This is a genomic window from Chryseobacterium salviniae, assembly GCF_035819015.1.
Lineage (GTDB): Bacteria > Bacteroidota > Bacteroidia > Flavobacteriales > Weeksellaceae > Chryseobacterium > Chryseobacterium salviniae.
Genome location: NZ_JAYLAA010000059.1, coordinates 41,594 through 62,058 on the forward strand (window position 1 = coordinate 41,594; position 20,465 = coordinate 62,058).

18 protein-coding genes are annotated in these 20,465 nt (G+C 37.1%); 4 read left to right on the forward strand and 14 right to left on the reverse strand.

Going from position 1 to position 20,465, the window contains the following annotated elements; translation table 11 throughout:
* Positions 1-38: 38 nt before the first annotated feature.
* The 10 genes from SOP96_RS18005 to SOP96_RS18050 form a co-directional block, all read right to left on the reverse strand.
* A complete protein-coding gene (locus tag SOP96_RS18005; protein WP_326322279.1) occupies positions 39-860 on the reverse strand; it encodes a polysaccharide biosynthesis/export family protein in 822 nt (273 codons plus the stop codon).
* A gap of 41 nt (positions 861-901) precedes the next feature.
* On the reverse strand, positions 902-2,806 hold the full coding sequence (locus SOP96_RS18010; RefSeq protein WP_411911993.1) for a polysaccharide biosynthesis protein: 1,905 nt from the start codon (positions 2,804-2,806) through the stop codon (positions 902-904).
* A 352-nt stretch (positions 2,807-3,158) separates the two neighbouring features.
* Complete coding sequence (locus SOP96_RS18015) at positions 3,159-3,617, reverse strand: regulatory protein RecX (RefSeq protein WP_326322281.1); 459 nt, start codon at positions 3,615-3,617, stop codon at positions 3,159-3,161.
* Positions 3,618-3,674: 57 nt separating this feature from the next.
* Entirely contained in the window at positions 3,675-4,940 is a 1,266-nt protein-coding gene (gene glyA / locus SOP96_RS18020) for a serine hydroxymethyltransferase (protein ID WP_326322282.1), read from the reverse strand.
* A gap of 222 nt (positions 4,941-5,162) precedes the next feature.
* Entirely contained in the window at positions 5,163-6,062 is a 900-nt protein-coding gene (locus SOP96_RS18025) for an NAD(P)/FAD-dependent oxidoreductase (protein ID WP_326322283.1), read from the reverse strand.
* Positions 6,063-6,195: 133 nt separating this feature from the next.
* On the reverse strand, positions 6,196-7,716 hold the full coding sequence (locus SOP96_RS18030) for a glycosyltransferase family 39 protein (RefSeq protein WP_326322284.1): 1,521 nt from the start codon (positions 7,714-7,716) through the stop codon (positions 6,196-6,198).
* Between the two features lie 150 nt (positions 7,717-7,866).
* Entirely contained in the window at positions 7,867-9,063 is a 1,197-nt protein-coding gene (locus SOP96_RS18035; RefSeq protein ID WP_326322285.1) for an efflux RND transporter periplasmic adaptor subunit, read from the reverse strand.
* A gap of 41 nt (positions 9,064-9,104) precedes the next feature.
* Positions 9,105-10,376, reverse strand: coding sequence for an ABC transporter permease (locus tag SOP96_RS18040; RefSeq protein ID WP_326322286.1), 1,272 nt, complete (start codon positions 10,374-10,376; stop codon positions 9,105-9,107).
* Between the two features lie 47 nt (positions 10,377-10,423).
* Positions 10,424-11,653 (reverse strand): ABC transporter permease, encoded by a 1,230-nt coding sequence (locus tag SOP96_RS18045; protein ID WP_326322287.1) that lies wholly within the window; start codon positions 11,651-11,653, stop codon positions 10,424-10,426.
* A 120-nt stretch (positions 11,654-11,773) separates the two neighbouring features.
* Complete coding sequence (locus SOP96_RS18050; protein ID WP_326322288.1) at positions 11,774-12,463, reverse strand: ABC transporter ATP-binding protein; 690 nt, start codon at positions 12,461-12,463, stop codon at positions 11,774-11,776.
* Between the two features lie 422 nt (positions 12,464-12,885).
* Between SOP96_RS18050 and SOP96_RS18055 the strand changes: the two genes are divergently transcribed.
* From SOP96_RS18055 to SOP96_RS18070, 4 genes are all read left to right on the forward strand, one after another.
* Complete coding sequence (locus SOP96_RS18055) at positions 12,886-13,860, forward strand: ribonucleotide-diphosphate reductase subunit beta (RefSeq protein ID WP_326322289.1); 975 nt, start codon at positions 12,886-12,888, stop codon at positions 13,858-13,860.
* 396 nt (positions 13,861-14,256) lie between these two features.
* Entirely contained in the window at positions 14,257-15,915 is a 1,659-nt protein-coding gene (locus SOP96_RS18060; protein WP_326322290.1) for a ribonucleoside-diphosphate reductase subunit alpha, read from the forward strand.
* Positions 15,916-16,018: 103 nt separating this feature from the next.
* On the forward strand, positions 16,019-16,909 hold the full coding sequence (locus SOP96_RS18065) for a DUF72 domain-containing protein (protein ID WP_326322291.1): 891 nt from the start codon (positions 16,019-16,021) through the stop codon (positions 16,907-16,909).
* Positions 16,910-17,060: 151 nt separating this feature from the next.
* Entirely contained in the window at positions 17,061-17,315 is a 255-nt protein-coding gene (locus tag SOP96_RS18070; RefSeq protein WP_326322292.1) for a hypothetical protein, read from the forward strand.
* A gap of 52 nt (positions 17,316-17,367) precedes the next feature.
* Here the strand turns inward: SOP96_RS18070 and SOP96_RS18075 are convergent, their stop codons facing one another.
* The 4 genes from SOP96_RS18075 to SOP96_RS18090 all read right to left on the reverse strand — a co-directional run bounded on the left by SOP96_RS18075 (position 17,368) and on the right by SOP96_RS18090 (position 20,464).
* Entirely contained in the window at positions 17,368-17,961 is a 594-nt protein-coding gene (locus tag SOP96_RS18075) for a hypothetical protein (protein WP_326322293.1), read from the reverse strand.
* Positions 17,962-18,002: 41 nt separating this feature from the next.
* A complete protein-coding gene (locus SOP96_RS18080; protein WP_326322294.1) occupies positions 18,003-18,647 on the reverse strand; it encodes an HD domain-containing protein in 645 nt (214 codons plus the stop codon).
* Positions 18,648-19,487 carry an alpha/beta hydrolase family protein gene (locus SOP96_RS18085; protein ID WP_326322295.1) on the reverse strand — a complete coding sequence of 280 codons (840 nt, stop codon included), beginning with the start codon at positions 19,485-19,487 and terminating at the stop codon, positions 18,648-18,650.
* Positions 19,488-19,573: 86 nt separating this feature from the next.
* The gene (locus SOP96_RS18090) at positions 19,574-20,464 is read right to left on the reverse strand and encodes a PfkB family carbohydrate kinase (RefSeq protein WP_326322296.1); all 891 of its coding nucleotides are present in this window, start codon (positions 20,462-20,464) and stop codon (positions 19,574-19,576) included.
* Between the last annotated feature and the right edge of the window lies 1 nt (position 20,465).

Here is a 20,465-nt window from a genome sequence, read left to right on the forward strand (position 1 = left end):
ATAAGAAATGAAAACAATTGCCCTTAAGTTCCAATATTTTATTTTCGGATTAAAGATACTATAACCGCAGCTGCTGTTATTGCAATAGATGCTGCTGTTAAATAGAGGCCGGTATTAGGATTCTGTTTTGACTGCAGATCTTTTGTATTATTAGTAGATACGATAATCGCATCTCCCTGCTTTAAATAATAGTACGGTGAATTAATAAGATTGGCATCCTGCAAATTTACTTTCCCATGAATAACTTGACCGTTTTCTGTTCTGATAACCAATATATCGTCTCTTTTACCATACATAGTAAGATCTCCTGCCATACCCAGTGCATTAAGAATAGTTCCCTGTCCGTTTGAAATAGTATAATCCCCCTGTCTGTTTACTTCTCCCAAAACAGTTACTTTAAAATTAGCTAATCTGATATTTATAGTGGGATTTATCACATATTTCTGCATTTTCTCCCTCAGCTCTTCCTTAAGATCTACTAATGCCTTTCCTTCCGTATTGATAGTTCCTAAAATTGGAAAATCAATATTACCATTTGAATCAACAATATAGGTTGGTCCTGATATCGTTGTTATTCCTTGGTTAGGTGTATTGCCCCCTGCTAATGAATTAGTCTGAACAAGTTCTGATGAAGAATAGTTTTGGTTGAATGGTTTCACTACATCCATATCCTTCGCTGTTATCAAAATAACAAGCTGGTCTCCTTTTTGTATAGTATTAGCAGAGTTTCTTGCAGAAGATTCTATCGCTACTTTTTCAATATTCTGCAAATAGTTAAGATCATTTTTAGCATTGGGATTAGTTTTACAGGAAACTATTATTATAAATGCTGATAGTATTACCAATATTTTACCTTTCATCGTTTTTTAAAAATTGTACAAATATATACATTTAAATTATTCTATTTATCCAATACTTCATATATTGAATTATTACTTCTGAATTCAGGAACAATTATCTTCAGAAGTTTCACCACTTCAACCTTATCCATCCTTAAAGAGGCTTTGGTAATAGAATTTACGAGCGTTTCGATTTCCTCAAATTCCATAATAGGATCTTTAGAAATCATAATTTTTTCGTTGTGGGTCGGTAATGTTTTGGCATCGTCACTCAGAAGTTCTTCGTAAAGTTTTTCTCCCGGTCTTAAACCTGTGTAAATAATTTTAATATCAATATTCGGTTCAAATCCTGAAAGCTTAATCATTCTTCTTGCCAGATCCAATATTTTCACCGGCTCACCCATGTCAAAAACAAATATCTCTCCCCCCTGTCCCATTGTTCCTGCCTGTAGTACCAGTTCGCAGGCTTCAGGAATCGTCATGAAATATCTTACTATATCAGGATGCGTAATAGTAACAGGCCCACCGGCTTCGATCTGTCTTTTAAAATGCGGAATTACAGATCCGTTGGAACCCAAAACGTTTCCGAATCGGGTGGTGATAAATTTAGTGGTATTTCCTTCTACATTCTGTAATGATTGTACAAATAATTCAGCAGCCCTCTTTGATGCCCCCATCACATTGGTTGGGTTTACCGCCTTATCTGTTGAAATCATTACAAACCTGTTCACATTATATTTACTGGAGAGTGTTGCTATGATTTTTGATCCAAGCACATTAACCAAAATTCCTTCGTGTGGGTTTTCTTCAACCAGCGGAACATGCTTATATGCAGCTGCATGATATACCATAGAAAAGTTGTAAGTCTGGAATAAAGGTTCTATTCTATGTCTATTGGAAACATCCGCCAGAACAAATTTAAATCTGATATGCGGAAATTTTTCTTTCATTTCCAGCTCAATATCGTATAAAGGTGTTTCTGCCTGGTCCAGAACAACAATAAGTGAAGGATTAAACTGGGCAACCTGGCGCACAATTTCGCTTCCAATTGAACCTGCTCCTCCGGTTACCAGTATATTTTTGTTGAAATGCCTTTTTTTGATGTCTTCGTTTTCAATTTTAATAGGTTTCCTGTTCAGAAGATCTTCAATCTGAAGATTACGGATGGAACCTGCAAAATCACTATCTCGAAGTTTCTGTACAGATGGCGCCTTGAAAATGTTGAGGTCTTTCTCAAGAAATAAATTTACCCAGGAATTCATCTCATCTTTAGACATCATCTCTTTTATAATGATAACCCCATCAATAAGAAGTTCTTCTTTGGCATTTTCTTCTATTTTTTCTTTGGCGAAAATCGGTTTACCTAAAAGATATGCTCTCTTGGAATCTGTACGCTGGGTAAGAAATCCTACAACATGATAAGGAAGGCTTGGATTATCCAGAATTGCCCTTGCGATAGCAATAGACTGCTCATCAATTCCTAATACAAGAATTCTTTTCTTCAGGGTACTTCTTCTATATTCTCTCACGATATGAAAAAATTCTTTCACATAAAGCCTGAACAGAAAAAGCCCCATAAAAGAAATTATGAAATACAAGATAAGAAAAGGATTAATAATAAACTCTTTCCCTGTAATCCATTCAGAAATAATATTGGCACTTCCTACTAAAAACAATGTGCAGAAACATGAGATCAGCAGTTTAAAGAGATCTATAAAAGTAGAATGCCTTATAATACCTGCATATGTTTTAAAAATGTACATAAACATGACATTCGCAAATATCAGTCCTGCAAATACCGCAATCTTATCGTTGTTGTAAATAAATTCAGAACGCGTAATTTTTTCTATAATATAGGTAGATAAAAACAGCGATATTACCAGTATGATAATATCTATTACAAGAATAATCCACCGTGGCAGATATCTTACATCAGAGAGATTGACAACATTATCTCCTCCAAACATTTTTTTTCTAAAAGAGTTGTACATTGTCTTTAATAGTATTCATGTATATAAAAATGTGTAATCGTACCTTCATATCCGAAAGTAATGATGCAAATTTAAAATAAAATTTCATCTATTATGAGTATTTAAAAATTAAATTTAGTTCAGAGATAAATAGTATTTATGAATTATTTTCCTACTGATGGATTGCGGAACAGAAAACATCACCGGCAAATAATATACCACATGGCAAGTATGTTTATTTAAAAATTCTAAGATCCTGCCAATCAAAAATGTTTTTCATATGTAGTAAATAATTTTTACAGCTAATACTTTAATTCATCGCTTGCTCTGAATTGCTTTTTTTTTAATGTCAGTCAAAAATATTATTTATTTTTTCATATTCGAAACCTCTGCCCATTAAATATTTTATGGTTTTAGATTTGCGCTGATATTCTTGAAGATTTTGTTGTTTTGAATAATAATCTTCATAGATTTTGCGGATGGCTTTCTCATAATCCCGTTCATCGATTTCATCAAAACAAGTATTGATCAATTTTTCGGGAACGTGCTTTTGTTTCAGGTGAATCCGGATTTTGGCCTTCCCCCAGTGTTTAATATAAAATTTTCCCCGGATATAGCTACGCGTGAACCGTTCTTCATTTAAATAATTTTCCTGCAAAAGATAAAGCATGATTTCTTCTTTCGCTTCATCAATAAGAAGGAACTCTTTCATTTTCTGTTCCACCTCATAGTGACAGCGATCCTGGTACACGCAATAGTTTACCAGCTTCTGTTTAATCTCATCAAAGGTGAACGATTTCTTTTCCATACTCCACAAAAAAGAATGAGCATCTGCTCATTCTTTATATTTTTATTTTGATATTCATTAATACGTAAATAAAGCTCTGCCTTCCATTAATTCATTAACCTTTTTTCTTACGGAAGCAAGTACCTCTTCGTTTTTAATATGGTCTACCACTTCGGAAATTAATCCTGCAATCGTGTCCATATCATTCTCCTTTAATCCTCTTGTTGTGATCGCTGCAGTTCCCAATCTGATCCCGGAAGTTGTAAACGGTGATTTATCGTCAAAAGGAACCATGTTTTTATTGCAGGTAATATCTGCAAGAACCAGCGCCTTTTCAGTTTCCTTACCATTCACGCCTTTATTTCTAAGATCTACAAGCATTAAATGATTATCCGTACCTCCGCTTACAATATCAAAACCTCTGTCGATCATGGCTTTAGCTAATGCCTGCGCATTGGATTTCACCTGTTTTGCATACGTTTCAAACTTTACATCCAAAGCTTCCCCAAAAGCTACTGCCTTTCCGGCAATCACATGCTCCAGCGGACCTCCCTGAATACCCGGGAAAACGGCACCATCCAACACCTGGCTCATCATTTTGATTTCCCCTTTCGGAGTTTTGTGGCCGTAGGTATTTTCAAAATCTTTCCCCATCATAATCATTCCTCCTCGCGGGCCACGCAATGTTTTATGAGTGGTTGTCGTTACAACATGACAGTGTTCAAAAGGCGAGTTCAGCAATCCTTTGGCTACCAAACCGGCAGGGTGAGCAATATCTGCCCAAAGCGTAGCACCGATTTCATCTGCCACTTCTCTGAATTTTGCATAATCAAGATCACGGGAATATGCTGAAAAACCTGCGATAAGCATCTTAGGCTTTTCTCTAAGGGCAACTTCTCTCATCTGATCGTAATCGATAAGACCGGTCTCCTGCTGTACTCCGTAAGAAACCACCTCATACTGAATTCCTGAAAAATTAACCGACGAACCATGGGTAAGATGGCCTCCCATCGAAAGATCCATCCCCATAATTTTATCGCCCGGCTTCAAAACGGCAAGATAAATGGCGGCATTCGCCTGAGATCCGGAATGCGGCTGTACATTTACATAATCCACTCCGAAAAGCTGTTTTGCTCTTTCAATAGCCAACGTTTCAACCTCATCCACCACTTCGCATCCTCCGTAATATCTTTTTCCGGGATATCCTTCAGCATATTTATTGGTAAGCACACTTCCCACGGCTTTCATCACATTATCAGAAACAAAATTCTCTGATGCAATCATCTCGATTCCATGAGTTTGTCTTTGTCTTTCTTTTTCAATCAGGTCGAAAATAATATCCATTTTACTTTTAGTTTTTGAAATTTTTCACCCAAAAATACGAAATTTCCACTGAGATTCGGGTATATAACCATATGATTTTTAGCCTTACCATTGGCAATACATCCTGAAAACATGTTGTTTATTGAAATTTCCACAGCATTTTTCAATTCCTTTTATATTTTCAGAATAATGATAAAAAAATCCTCCCAATAATTTGAGAGGAATAATATGTACTACGGAAATCTAAAACTTTTCGTCCGAAAGCTCTCTGTTGACTATCGCTCCGGTAAAGTTCCCCTGCGCTACTGCATTCGCTACAGATCTCATCATAGTAGTATTATCTCCGCAGGCAAACACTCCTTCTGTGCTTGTTGTATGGAAATGGTCTGTTTTAATGAAGCCATGCTCAGTAAGCTCCAGCTGAAGATCTTCGGTATTGATGTTCTGCTCAAAAGGGATTTTGGCATATAATGCTTCCACCTCTATTTCTCTGCCATCTTTGAGTACAACTTTTCGGATATTCCCGTTTTCATGAACAATTTTTTGTATTTCGCCTTCAACAATATTAATTTTGTTTTGATTGAATTTCTCTGTCTGTTCTTTATTCAATGTACATTCTCCATTGGTAAATAAAGTAAGGTCTTTTGACAGGTTAAAAACCAGTTTTGAAAATTCAAAAGCGAGATCGCCGTTGGAAAGTATTCCTGTTTTTTTACCCTTTACTTCATAGCCATGACAATATGGACAATGGATTACGGAAATTCCCCAGCATTCTGAAAATCCTTCAATATCGGGAATCTGATCTTTTACTCCGGAAGCCAGGATTAATTTTTTGGCTGAAAATTTTTCACCGTTTTCGGTTTCTACTTCAAAACCGCCGGATTTTTTGGAAGTTCTGGTAACAATACCGTCAAAAAAATTTACCGTTTCATATTTTAAAACCTGATCTTTTGCTATTTCTGAAATTTCTTTCGGAGTTCTGCCGTCCTGTGTGAGAAAGTTGTGCGAATGGGGAGTTTGCCTGTTACAAGGCTTTCCGCTGTCGATAATCAAGATATTTCTTAATGATCTTCCCAGAGCCATTCCGGCAGATAATCCTGCATAGCTTCCTCCTATTATAATGACATCAAAGTTGTTTTCCATAAATAATTATTTGTTGATAGTAAGTACAAGTAATGAACCGTTTATTATTCAGCAAAGATAAAACAAATTAATTAATGCAACATAATTGCAATAATAATTATCATTAAAAATAATTATTTATGATTAAAAATATTTAATATCCGGATTTGAAATCATTTACTTCATCCCGAATTCTTTTATTGATATCAATTTTAGCTCCTTGGAAGCTGAAAATCAATGTCCCTTTTTCTCTCGCGAATGGATTCGTAATTGAATCTGATACTTTTCCTGTTTTAAAGAAAGGACCCGTTTTTTCGAGTTCATGATCCGAAATTTCTTTTATGCGGATCAGGTTTTTGTACGGCGTGTTCAAATCAAACCAATTGATATAATCGGCATTAAAAGAAACCGCTTGTATTCCTTTCCGGGAATAATAATTGATTGCTCCTGCCTGTCCGTAATTATCGCAAAGCACCAGTGTTTTTCCGTTTTTTGAAAGTTTTTCATATTGATGGTCTGTTTTTTCGGCGAGTTCTTTCCAACCCAGCATATCTGCGAAATCCTGCGGAAGCAGATGATCTCTTCCATCTTCCCAGCGCAATAAGCCGTACTTCTTGTATTGTTGCTGATGAGAAACAATGTATTCCGGGCTTTTATTAGGAAAACCAATACGGTATAAAGGAATAAAAAATAAAACAGCAATAGCAACAAAAACCACCTTTAAAATTGTACCCTGCCTTAATTTTTCAAAACGATCTGCAAGAAAGACAGAACCGAATGCAATATAAACGGGATAAACGCCGATGGCATAATAATCTTTCGCTTTAAAAAATAAAAATAAGGCAATCGAAAAAATATATGTCCAGAAGAAAAACCTGAACTTTTCAAAAGGCCTGTAAAAGAGCAGGGCATACAATCCTGCAATGATTACGGGAAGGGAACCCCCAAAAAACAGGAATTGAGATTTAACAAAATCCATCCGGCTGACATTCACAAGCTGTCTTTCGGAGAGTTCTTTCATATGATGAATGACAGGAAAACCATTCTGATATTGCCATACAAGATTGGGTAAAATGATAACCACAGCCAATAAAGCTGCTAAATAAAGATGTTTTTGCAGAAATATTTTTCTGTGAGCACTCCATACAATTGCCGGAATAATACCCAACAGCGAAAATGCAATATTGTATTTGTTTAAAAAACCGATTCCCAGAAATACGGCTCCTGCATACAGCCATTCGACTTTCTGAGAGTTTATATATTTAATAACAGCATAATAAAACGTAGTCCACAGCAGTACTTCAAGAGAGTTTGGCTGAAAAAGCATATTGAGCCTGAACAGAACAGAAAATAAAACTCCCGAAGCCGCAAGAATACAGGCATAGAGGGTTCCTTTCAGTTCTTCTACGGTTTTCCAGACTGCAACCATAGTTAACACACCGAATAAAGCCGGAAAAAATTTAACCCAGAAAACAGAATTCCCTAAAGCGTTAATTATAAAAGCCTGCCACGAGCTTACAGGAGGAACGGATAAAAATCCCCACGCAAGGTGCTTCCCCTGATCGAGATGCAGATATTCGTCCCTGTGAAGTTCATATTCAGGATTTATTAAAGAATATTGAATAACAAATTTTAGTACAATAAATATGAGGAGTATAATTCTGCTTTTTTTCATGGTATTCTATTGATGAAATTAAGACATTTTGTAACACGTAAATATTACATCATAAACACAAATATACCGACGAATCCTTATTATCAAAACAAAAAAAATCCTGAGAAAATAATTTTCTCAGGATTGCATCTAATGTATAGTGTTAGTTTACTATTTTTTTGCTTTTTCTTTTAATTCTTCTTTATCTTTATCGGAAGGGTTCCAGACTTTCACTTCTGCATTTTTATCAATTCCGGAAAGAATTTCCACATTGATTCCGTCGCTTGCTCCCAATTTAACGTATACTTTTTTGAACTTGCCGTCTTTCTGTTTTACCTCTACAAAAGGTACATCTTTACCGTTTTTCTTTTCATACTGAATTAAAGACTCATCAAGCAATAAGGCGTTTTTCTTTGATGTAAGAACAATTTCACCATTGGCAGAAAATCCGGCTCTGATGTATTCATTATTCGGGTTAAAAACATCACCTTCCACCGGGAATTTGATCGTTCCGTTATTGTCTTTTCCTTTTGGAGCAATCATCGTTAATCTTCCCGGGAATGTTTTATTCTGAAGAGCACCAATGACGATATTCATATCCATTCCTTGTTTTAATTTTCCGGCCTGTGCTTCATCAATCTCTCCCTGGAAAATTAATGAATTAAGATCAGCGATGGAACAAATAGTAGTTCCCGCGTTGAAAGAGTTGGCTTCAATTACCTGGCTTCCCACTTTTACAGGAACTTCAAGAACCGTTCCTGCCGCCTTTGAACGAATCTGCGTTGTTGCAAGCCCCTGAAGTTCAGGAGTAGCTCCTGTTTTTGCAATAAGCAGCGCTTTCTGGGCAGTTACGAGCTGCTGCTGAGCATTTTTCAAAGCTTGCTGAGTGGTGTACAGCTGTTGCTGGGCATTTAAGAATTCCTGTTTTGAAGCCACACCCTGCTTGTAAAGCCTTTCCTGCATTTCAAACTGCTTACGCATGTTTTCAACGTTCATTCTGGCATTGCTGATCTGAAGCTGCTGGGTATTTACATTCTGCTGGGCATTGTTTACCTCTGCAATATTAGGTACGATTCTCACGGTGGCGATTAGTTGTCCGGCTTCCACCCTATCTCCTTCATCCACTAAAATTTTATCAATAATTCCTGCTATATTGGGTTTGATTTCAATTTCTTCCTTTGGAACAATTTTTCCTGTTGCCATCACCTTGTCCTCCATATTCTGAACAGCTGGTTTACGGGTAAGAAAAGCTTCGCTCTCCTTAGAATTGGATTTTACCAAGTATCCGATTCCTGAGAACAGTGCCACTGCAAATAAAAGCCCCAGAATAATGTAAATGGCTTTTTTCCAGGTGAATTTCTTTTTCATATGTATAGTTTATTTTATTTAAATATTTAATGATTAAAATTTTACTCTGTTCTTAATGCTTCAATAGGCCGTATTTTCACAGCTCTCTGTGCCGGGATCATTCCGATAATCAATCCTAAAATCACCATAACAGCCATTGCCGCAAAAACGTTTCCATAGTTTACCGTAGGATTGTAAAACGGAAACGAATCCTGCCCCTGTGTTGCTATATTTAAAAGCATCAAAACAAATATTCCGAACATAAAACCGAGAAGCCCCGAAGAAAGCGTTATTACGACACTTTCAAGAAGAATCTGGTTTCTCACCTCGGAAGGTTTTGCGCCCAATGCTCTTCGGATTCCAATTTCTTTAGTTCTTTCTTTTACGGTTATCAAAAGGATATTGGAAATGGCGATTACTCCTGCGAGAATTGTTAACGTCCCGACGATGATTGTAAGAAGCTGCATTCCTGTAAGGAAGCCTGTCAATTTTTTAAATTCTTTACCGAGGTTAAAGCTTCCGAATGCATTGGTATCTTCCGGTGAAACCTTGTTTTTGGCCTTTAGTTCAAGCTTTACATTTTCTTCAACGGAATTCACATTGGCATTAGGCTTACTTACAATGGCAAACATATCAATCTGATCTGCCGCATTATACATTTTGGTATAGGTGGAAAGTGGAATAAAGACAGTCTGGTCGTTTTCAAAACCGCCACCTTTCTTTACTCTGAATACACCGATGACGTTAAAGAAAATTCCTTTAATGTTAATAGACTTCCCAAGCGGGTTTTCATTTTTTTTAGAATCAAAAAAGTTTTTGTAAATCTCTTCCCCGATAACGGCTACGTTTTTATTTCCGGAAACATCCGCATCGTTGATGTATCTCCCGAAAATCAGTTTTTTTTCTGAAATTTTATTTCCCACCGGATAATCTCCCGTTAAGGCATAGGTTCCGCTTTTACCGTTTTTTGACATAGATTCGCCCGGAGTTCCCGTAAAACTTCCTCTTGAATTTTGTGGTGAGATATAGTCAATTTCAGAAACTTTCCTCTTCAGCATATCAATATCAGAAAGACGGAGGTGCATCTGTCTTCCTTTGGGAAAGCCTTCGTAAGGAATAGATGTATTTTGCGCCCACAGAAAAATTGAGTTGGTAGCAAACCCTGAAAACAGCTTGTCAAAACCATTTTCCATTCCTTTGGCAGCGCCAAGCAGACTTACATATAAAAACATACCCCAGCCTACACCAATCATGGTAAGGAATGTACGAAGCTTATTATTCCTGAGTGAATAATAAATTTCCTGCCAAGTATCTTTTTTAAATAATATATTCATTTTAATTGTCAATCTTTTTAATAATGTCAATGGTCAATCATTGTTCATCATTCTGTTCTCAGTGCTTCGATAGGCTTAATTTTAGATGCCCTGTATGCCGGAACAAATCCCGCAATCAATCCCGAGAAAACCAGCGCAATGAATGCCGCAAAAATATGTCCCCATCCAACACTCGGGTCTTTAATAAAATACTCTTCCAGATTATTTCCGATTAAATAAAGAGCCAATATACCCAGCCCTACCCCTATCAGTCCGGAGATCACGGTAATGACAACACTTTCCTGAACAATTAACGCAACAATGGTTCTTGGTTTGGCTCCAATAGCTTTCCGCACTCCTATTTCTTTGGTTCTTTCTTTTACGATGTACACCATGATATTGCTGATCCCGATAATTCCTGCTGCAAGAGTTCCCAATCCGATAAAGCCGACAATTCCGGTAAGTACTGCCATAAATGCGAAAGTATCGTTCATATTCTGCGCATTGTTCCAGACCCTTACTCCGTTTTCGTCGTCCGGTGCCACATTTTTCCTTGATTTTAATCTTTCTTTTAATTCGTCACCGTATTTTATGGCTTCCTGGGGTGTTAATTTTTCATTGTAAGCGATATAATTAATACTCACGGTATCGGAGCCTTTTTTCATTTGCTGCAACGTGGTGATCGGAACAGTGATATGCCGCTCGTCCCAGTCGCCGCCATCATCTGAAAATACCCCGACCACTTTAAACATGGTTCCGTTGATATTCAATTCTTTCCCGACGGGGCTTCCGTTTTTGATAAGGTCACGCTGAACCATTCTTCCGATTACGGCAACATTTTGTTTTCTTTCAAGATCAGTTGGCGTAAGGTATCTCCCTTCCAGCATTTTTCTGTTTTCAATGATCTGCTCTTCAGGTTTGGCTCCGTTAATCTGGTAATTGCCGCTCTCTTTGCCGTATTTAACCAATAAATTGGAGGTATATCTCGGCGTGGAACTTCCTACTTTTTCTTTATCGATATTAACCAGGAAATCGTAGTCGTCATTATTCATCGTTACCTGCCTGTCGGATTGAAGGCCATTGTAGGCGATCGTTGTTTTTCCTGTTACAATGGAAATCAGATTTTGGGCGTCTCTGGCAAAACCCTGCGTAAATGCATTCTGCAGGCCCGTTCCTATTCCGAAAAGAACAATGAAAATGAATAATCCCAAAGCCACGGTAAAGCCGGAAAGCACCGTCCGCAATACGTTACTGCGAATAGAACTGAATATTTCCTGCCAGCGATCTAGGTCGAACATATTTCTTTAGATTTGAAGCGGAAAGTCTGATGATGGAAGTCTCCACTCTTTCCGCTGATTTATTTTAATTATTACAATTTTCATTTTTTATCTGCCAGCTTCCATTTCCCATCTTCCAGCCTATAAAACGAGTTGCTTAATAAACTCATCACTTTCGATAATTCCGTCTTTTAGGATGACGTTTCTTTTGGTTTGAGCAGCTACGTCCGGTTCGTGGGTAACAACGATGATTGTTTTCCCTTCATTATTAATATCCTGAAGCAGTTTCATGATATCATGGGTGGTTTTGGAATCTAATGCTCCTGTTGGTTCATCGGCAAGCACAACTTTTGGATTGGTTATCAGGGCTCTTGCAATGGCAACTCTCTGTTTCTGTCCTCCGGAGAGCTCATTGGGCAAATGGCTGGCCCACTGTGCAAGCCCTACTTTTTCCAGATACTCCATTGCTTTACGTTCCCGTTCTCTTCTCGGAACATTTTGATAATATAAAGGAAGGGCTACATTATCCAGAGCGGTTTTATAGCCGATCAGGTTGAATGACTGAAAAATAAATCCTAAAAATTTACTTCTGTATTCTGCAGCTTTCACTTCCGAAAGATGCTCTATCGGAACACCGTCCAGCTCATAGATTCCGGAATCCTTTTCATCAAGAATACCGATAATATTAAGCAGGGTTGATTTTCCGGATCCGGAACTTCCCATGATCGAAACAAATTCACCTTCGGAAATCGAAAGATTGATTCCTTTAAGAACATGAAGCTTACTTTTTCCGGTGTCGTATGACTTATGTAAATCCTGAATTACTAACATTAAGCGGGATATGTTTTATCCAATAAGTAGATATAATTTTTAATTTGTTACGCAGAAAGAAAAATTCTTTTATTAAATCGTTGTTTAATATAATTTCCCTTTAATAATAATATTTTACAAATTACTGTTTAACTTTAATTCACTTCTATCAATCATTTTTCAGAGATATTGCTTTGTAAGCCAGTATCTAAGCGGTTTTCATGTAAATGTGGAAAACTTTTAAGGTTAAAACTCAATCATTTAGTGTTTCGCCCTTTTAAATACAGTTCTTGTTTTCTAACTTTGTACTTGTACATCAACAAAAAATAAACACTTTGCCGGGCTAATAACTTTCATCCGTAAGTGCCAACAAATCAAAATGTTGAATATTTTTTGAACTTTATCCACATTGATCATTATTAATTTTAAAGACATTCTAAAATATGGGAATTTTTGATAAAAGAGTAAGCTATAAACCATTTGAATACCCTGAGGTTCTTCAATTTGTAGAAGCAATCAACAAGTCATTTTGGGTGCACTCGGAAGTGGATTTTACCGCAGATGTTCAGGATTTTCATTCACAGCTGGAACCGAATGAGAAGCATGCTGTAAAAAATGCTCTTCTGGCGATTGCACAGATTGAAGTATCCGTAAAAACATTCTGGGGAAATTTATACAACCATCTTCCGAAACCTGAATTCAACGGCCTGGGAGCTACTTTTGCAGAATGTGAATTCCGCCACTCCGAAGCCTATTCCAGATTATTAGAGGTATTAGGCTACAACGACGAATTTTTGAATGTTGTGGAAATCCCGGCTGTAAAAAAGAGAATCGACTTTTTATCAAATGTTCTGAAGCACGCCAACTCTGCAACGCCTAAAGAATATGTTTCTTCTCTTTTGCTATTCAGCATCCTGATTGAAAACGTTTCGCTTTTCTCCCAGTTTGCCATCATCCTTTCTTTCACCAGATTTAAAGGATACATGAAGAATGTTTCCAATATCATTGCATGGACTTCCGTAGATGAGCAGATCCATGCCAATGCAGGAATCTACCTGATCAATAAAATCCGTGAAGAACAGCCTGATTTACTAACCGATTCTGATATTGAGGATATTTATACTTTGGTTGACCAGTCTGTTGAACTGGAAGGTGAAATCCTTGACTGGATCTTCGAACTGGGAGAATTGAATGTTTTCTCAAAAGAAGATTTACTGAACTTCATGAAATACCGTGTTGACGATAGTTTAAAGAAAATCAACATGGCTACAAAATACAACGTTTCCCCCGAACAGTACCGTCCAATGGTATGGTTTGAGGAGGAAGTTTTTGCCAACTCCATGGATGATTTCTTTGCGAAAAGACCGGTGGATTACACAAAACACGATAAAAGTATTACGGCAAACGATCTTTTCTAAATTTTAGTGAGGCGCGAGCGAAGCGAGCGTCGAAACAGTTAGTATTAGCGATTTGTCATTCTGAATAACGGAAGCTTTACGAACAAAGTGAAGAATCTTAAAAGCTAAGATTCCTCTTCTTTAAGGTGACAAGACTGAACTGTTGTGAGTAAAACCTAACGGGTTTTGAAAACCCGTTAGGTTTGGAGTCGAAAACTTCACGGTTCATGAAGATGTTGATTTGGATTGATACAAAAGACAAAAATTGATCTTAGCCCTGATTGAGCGGCATGTCTGAGCTCTTTTTCTTTGAAAAAGAAAAAAGCGAGTAGCGAAAGCAGGTACACCAATGAAAGAAAGACTATATTTATGCTCTTAAAATAATAAACAATGCATTCGCATTTTACAATATAAAAAATGGAAGAACAAAGTACAAATATATGGTGGCTCAATGAAGAGTCCGAGCAAATGCTCAACAGAGGCTATTTGCTGAAAGGGGAAACAGTAGAAGGTGCTATCGACAGAATTACTACGGCAGCAGCAAAGAGACTGTATAAACCGGAGCTTCAGCCTGCATTCAAGGAAATGATCACTAAAGGATGGATCAGTTTTTCTTCACCGGTTTGGGCCAATATGGGAACCCAGAGAGGTCTTCCTATCTCATGTTTTAACGTTCACATTCCGGACAGCATTGAAGGAATTACCCACAAAATGGGTGAAGTGATCATGCAGACGAAAATAGGGGGCGGAACTTCAGGATATTTCGGGGAGCTTCGTAATAGAGGAACCGCTGTAACGGATAACGGAAAATCTTCAGGAGCCGTTTCTTTCATGAAGCTTTTTGATACGGCAATGGATGTAGTATCTCAGGGTGGCGTAAGAAGAGGTGCTTTTGCAGCGTATCTTGATATTGACCACGGAGATATTGAAGAATTTTTATCGATTAAAGATATCGGAAGCCCTATCCAGAACCTCTTTACGGGGATTTGTGTTCCTGATTACTGGATGCAGGATATGATCGATGGCGATATGGAAAAACGTAAAGTTTGGGCAAGAGTACTGGAAAGCCGTCAGCAAAAAGGTCTTCCGTACATTTTCTTTACAGACAACGTGAACAGAAATAAGCCTCAGGTTTACAAAGATTTAGGATTAACGGTAAATGCAAGCAATCTTTGCTCGGAAATTATGCTTCCTTCCACGATGGAAGAATCTTTCATCTGCTGTTTGTCTTCCATGAACCTTGAATTGTACGATGAATGGAAAGACACGGATGCGGTAAAACTGGCCATCTATTTCCTAGATGCTGTTTTATCCGAATTCATTGATAAAACGGAAGGAAACTATTATCTTCAGGGCGCAAGAAATTTTGCCATGAGACACAGAGCGCTGGGCTTAGGGGTTTTGGGTTACCATTCTTACCTTCAGAAAAATATGATTCCTTTTGAAAGTTTTGAGGCAACGCAGTTCAATGCAAGAGCTTTCAGAAGAATTAAAGAACAGGCTGAACAGGCATCAAGAGAGTTGGCTAATATTTACGGTGAACCGGAACTGCTTAAAGGGTACGGACTGAGAAATACTACCACCATGGCAATTGCTCCTACCACTTCAAGTTCTGCAATTTTGGGACAGACTTCTCCGGGAATTGAGCCATTTGCTTCCAACTATTTTAAAGCCGGTCTCGCAAAAGGAAACTTTATGCGTAAGAATAAATATCTGGCAAAATTATTAGCTGAAAAAGGCCTTGATAATGAGGAAACCTGGAGAACGATTATGTTAAATCATGGTTCTGTACAGCATCTGAAAGAACTGACTGACGAAGAGAAAGCAGTATTTAAAACGTTTAAAGAAATCTCTCCGATGGAAATTATTTCCCAGGCAGCACAAAGACAGCAATATATTGATCAGGCTCAGTCTCTGAATCTTCAGATTCCTTCCACAATGCCGGTGAAAGATGTTAATTATTTATATATTGAAGCCTGGAAAAAAGGGGTAAAAACTCTTTATTATCAAAGAAGTTCTTCTGTTTCTAAAGAAATGATGGTAAATTTTGTTACCTGTACCGCTTGTGAAGCATAAGACTCCCAAATAATAAACATTACATATTCACTTCAGCACGCTTTTACGGCGTGCTTTTTTTATTATATTTGTTAAAAGAGTTAATCACTAAAAAAATTCAGATATGAAATTCGGACAAGTAGAAGATCCTTCAACAATAGATTTTACACTGCCTAAAGATCATTCCCGAACAAAGGAAATTTTAAGCCAAAACAAAAAAGGTCTGGAAAATATTTCTATCGGATGTGCCAAATGGAATAAAACCGACCTGAAAGGATTTTATCCGAAAGGAACTAAAGATGAGCTGACGTATTACGCAACCCAGTTTAATTCTATTGAGCTGAATGCCACATTCTATGGCATGCCTACTCCGGAGCAGGTTCAGACCTGGAAAGAAAAAACTCCGAAAGATTTTAAATTCTTTCCTAAAATAACCAATACGGTTTCCCATTTCAGGAGATTGATTGACGTAACGGAACCCGTGACTCAATTTGCCACTTCTGTAATGCAGTTTGATGAAAAATTGGGAATGGTGTTTCTCCAGCTTCATGATAATTTTAAGCCTAAAGATTATGACAGGCTGGAAAAATTCGTAAAAGACTGGCCTAAAGAAGTTCCGCTGGCTATTGAATTAAGAAACACAGAGTGGTTTACCAACGAAGAAATCCTGAATACTACCTGTGAACTTTTTGAAAGCCATCATATCACCAATATTATCGTAGATACTGCAGGAAGAAGGGATATGCTTCATATGCGGCTTACAACCCCTACCGCATTCATTCGTTATGTGGGTGCTAATGCAGAAAGTGATTATGAACGTCTTGATGACTGGCTGAAGCATCTTACAAAATGGAAGGAAGAAGGACTTCAAAATGTGTACTTTTTTGTACACCAGAATATCGAAAAAGCATCTCCACTTCTCTCCGCATATTTTATCAAAAAAATAAATGAAGCGTGGAAAACGGAGTTTCACATCCCTAAAATGGCAACGGAAAGCACGGGAACACTATTTTAAGGATTGATAAATTTTAGTTTTATTCACCGTATAGTGCAATAAATTTAATTAAAACTCACTGTTTTAAGAAAAATAATTCATCTGTTATTCCCTGTAAAAGAAATACTTGCAAAGTATTTTTCGTATTATAATAATTGTTAAATTAGTGAAGATGACAATTAAAATAAAAACCAATATGGAAAATGAAATTTGTAAAATTAGTATTTCAACAAACTGGTTGGGAGATGCCTACATCTTCTATGAAGACGACAAGATTAAAAGGGTGTATGACAACAACAGTTTAAGCTTTGATAACACAGAATGGATAGAGCCAAAAGAAATCAGCAAACATAACAAAGATAAAATTATAAAAAACTGCCCGGAAGAATTTAAGGAAAGAATAATGATGATTTTAGATTATCCCTGAGTAGATTTTTTCACAATAAAAAGTTTCGGCTTGCTTCGCAAGCCGAAACTTTTTATTTCCTGTTTTTAACCAACAAAATTAAATTGAGAAAAAGCAGCAGAAAATCCAGCGTTACCCAAATTCCTACTTTAATATTTTCATAATTATACTCTTCAACCTGTTTTTTCGCCAGATCCGAAAGCTTTACACTCTGGTTGATATAATTTCGTACCTCAATAATCTGATCGATGTTTTTATTGGGCAGGGCATGCTGGGAGAAATATACAAGGTTTTTCTTTCCCAGGTAGCCGGCGATCCAGTATTCATCAGATTTATCCATTTTAAGGTATTCTATACGGTAATATTCCGGGCGAACTTTTCCGATGTGTTTTGTATCAATAACTTTACCTGCTTCAGAATCGTTGATTGTCACCACATAAAAATCCAAGGGCTGAGGAAGTTTATTAATTACCTGAAGGGCCACAGAATCTTCCACAATTCCCACAGCACTTTTCTTGATAAACCAATAGGTAAAAATGGAAATCGAAAAAATGACGGCAACAATACGAAACAGTTTTGCCCACTCGGCACCTTTTCCTCTTTTAATTTTAGATAAAAAAAGAGAAATCACCAAAGCCCAGAAAATCGCCAGAACAATGAATACCATATTGCAAAGATACTTATTTTAACGAGGTGTCCAGAAGAATATCAGCCGACATTCCATTCTTTGTAAAACTGGTCGAGAAACTGAAGCATGAAATTGTGTCTTTGGGCTGCCATTTCTTTTCCTTTTTTTGTATTCATCAGATCTTTCAGCAGCAGCAGCTTTTCGTAGAAATGGTTAATGGTAGTGCCGTCGGATTTTTTATATTCTTCTTTAAACATATTTAGCTTGGGCTTACTTTCCGGATCGTACATCAGGTTATTTTTAAATCCGCCGAAATTAAATGTCCTTGCAATTCCTATTGCACCAATGGCGTCAATCCTGTCTGCATCCTGTACGATTTTCAGCTCAACAGGAAGTTTTTCCGGAGCTTCTGCCCTGTTTTTAAATGAAATATTCCTAATGATAAATACAACCTTTTCAATAATATCTTCAGAGGCGTGCTGGTTTTCCAGAAATTCACGAGAAACTTTCAGAGCGAGCGTTTCATCGCCATTATGAAATTTTGGATCGGCTATATCGTGCAGCAGCGCTGCTAACTCAACCACTTCGATATTGCATTCTTCCGTTTCGGCAATTTTTTTAGAAAGCTTCCAGACTCTTTCAATATGATACCAATCGTGCCCGGCTTCGGCGCCTTTCAGTTTTTCTTTTACAAATTCTACGGTGTTTTCAATAAGATTCTCCATTTATATCAATTCATTTAAAATAATATTCCAGAGCTTCTTGTTGTAGCTTCTGAAAAAATTAATGTGCCCTATTTCGCCTTTATCAGATTCGGATATTTTGATCAGCCTGTAAACAGGTTTAAGATTGGGATAGGTATCATTCAGAAGACTTTTCACGCCTTTTTCAGTAAGCCACACATCATCTTCCGCCCTTATTACCAATACTTTTTGTGATAATATTTTAGAATAATCATCAATTTTATCCAATAATCCATTGGTCGATTTCCTGTTTAAAATTAAGGTTCTCCAGTCATATGCGCAATTTTTTGGAAGACTTTCTCCCAATCCGAACCAATGCGCAGGGAAATATCCTAATAATGATGTAGTTAACGGCTGCACAATTCCGAACCCCAGATAGGCTTCTATTTTTGTCCTGAATTTTAAGTTTCCGACAAAGGCATTCTGAGTTCCTACAAAAACAAATTGCTCAAAAATCTCCGAATCTTTATTCATTCCCAAAATTAATGCTCCTACAGAATGGCCAAGGCAATATTTTTTATAGCCATTAAAATGAAGCTTACTATATTCAGTAATAGCTTTAAAATCTTTGGAACCCCAGATTCTCATGGAAGCTTTGAAATTTTTCATTTTCTTTGGTTTTGATAATCCGATTCCACGATAGTCATACGTTATAACCGTAAAACCATTTTCAGCAAAATATCGGGCAAAAGAAAAGTATACCTGCTGTCTTACTCCTGTCGCAGAATTGATAAGCAGAAACTTACCATTACTATGTTCCGGTAAAAACAAATGAGCCGTAATAACAGTATTATCCTGTGTTGTAATGAGTACATTCTCCATAAAATAAAGAAAAATCCACTATAAAAGTGGAAATTTTAGTTTGAATATACATGTAGTTTAATAACTTTCGATATGTGGCAAATAGTTTATGAAACAAAATCTGCTAATCTGGGAAGGCCGGTTTGTGATCCTTTTTTCGCTGAGACTCTTGCCGAAACTTCATTCCCGAATTTCACGCAATCATTAATATCATTGTTATGACATAATGCAATGGAGAATCCGACCGTAAAGGCGTCTCCCATTCCCATTTTATAAATGGTGCTGTCTTTTTCATTCCTGCAGTATTTCATTTCGGTCCCGTCAAAATAAACGGTAGAATTAATATGATCCCTAACAAAAACTTTATTGAAATATTTTTTAAGGATTTCCTCTCTCTGATCTTCCCCGAAAAGGATATGAAGTTCATTGCTTTTTACTATAATAAAATCTAAATTCTCAACAATTTCTTCTGAAAGCCTTTGTGCGGGAGAAGCATACAACCCAACCTTTTTACCGTATTTTTTAGCTTTTTTAACCGTAAAATCAACCACCTCCATAGAAATTTCAAGCTGAAGAAGGATCAGATCGGCTGTCTCAAAATACCGATCCGCAGATTGTACATGCTCCGTATTTAAATAATTATTGGCTGCTGGTACCACCACAATAGCTGAACTTCCCTGTGACGCCGTAACGTAAGCTGTTCCGCTTGCATCATATTCTGTTTCAAAAACGAAATCGACATTCACGTTTTCTTTAATTAAGTTTCTCATAATCTGCTGTCCCACGGGATCCTGCCCCACACAACCGATGAAATACACGCTTGCGCCCAGCCTGGCCGTTCCTACCGCCTGATTGGCTCCCTTTCCGCCAAAAAAACTCTCAGAATGGTTAGCAATAACGGTTTCATTTTTTCCGGGTACTTTTTCCGTTTCCAGGACAAGATCTATAGAAGAGCTTCCTACAACGATTATTTTGGGTTGTTCTGATGTAAAATTCATT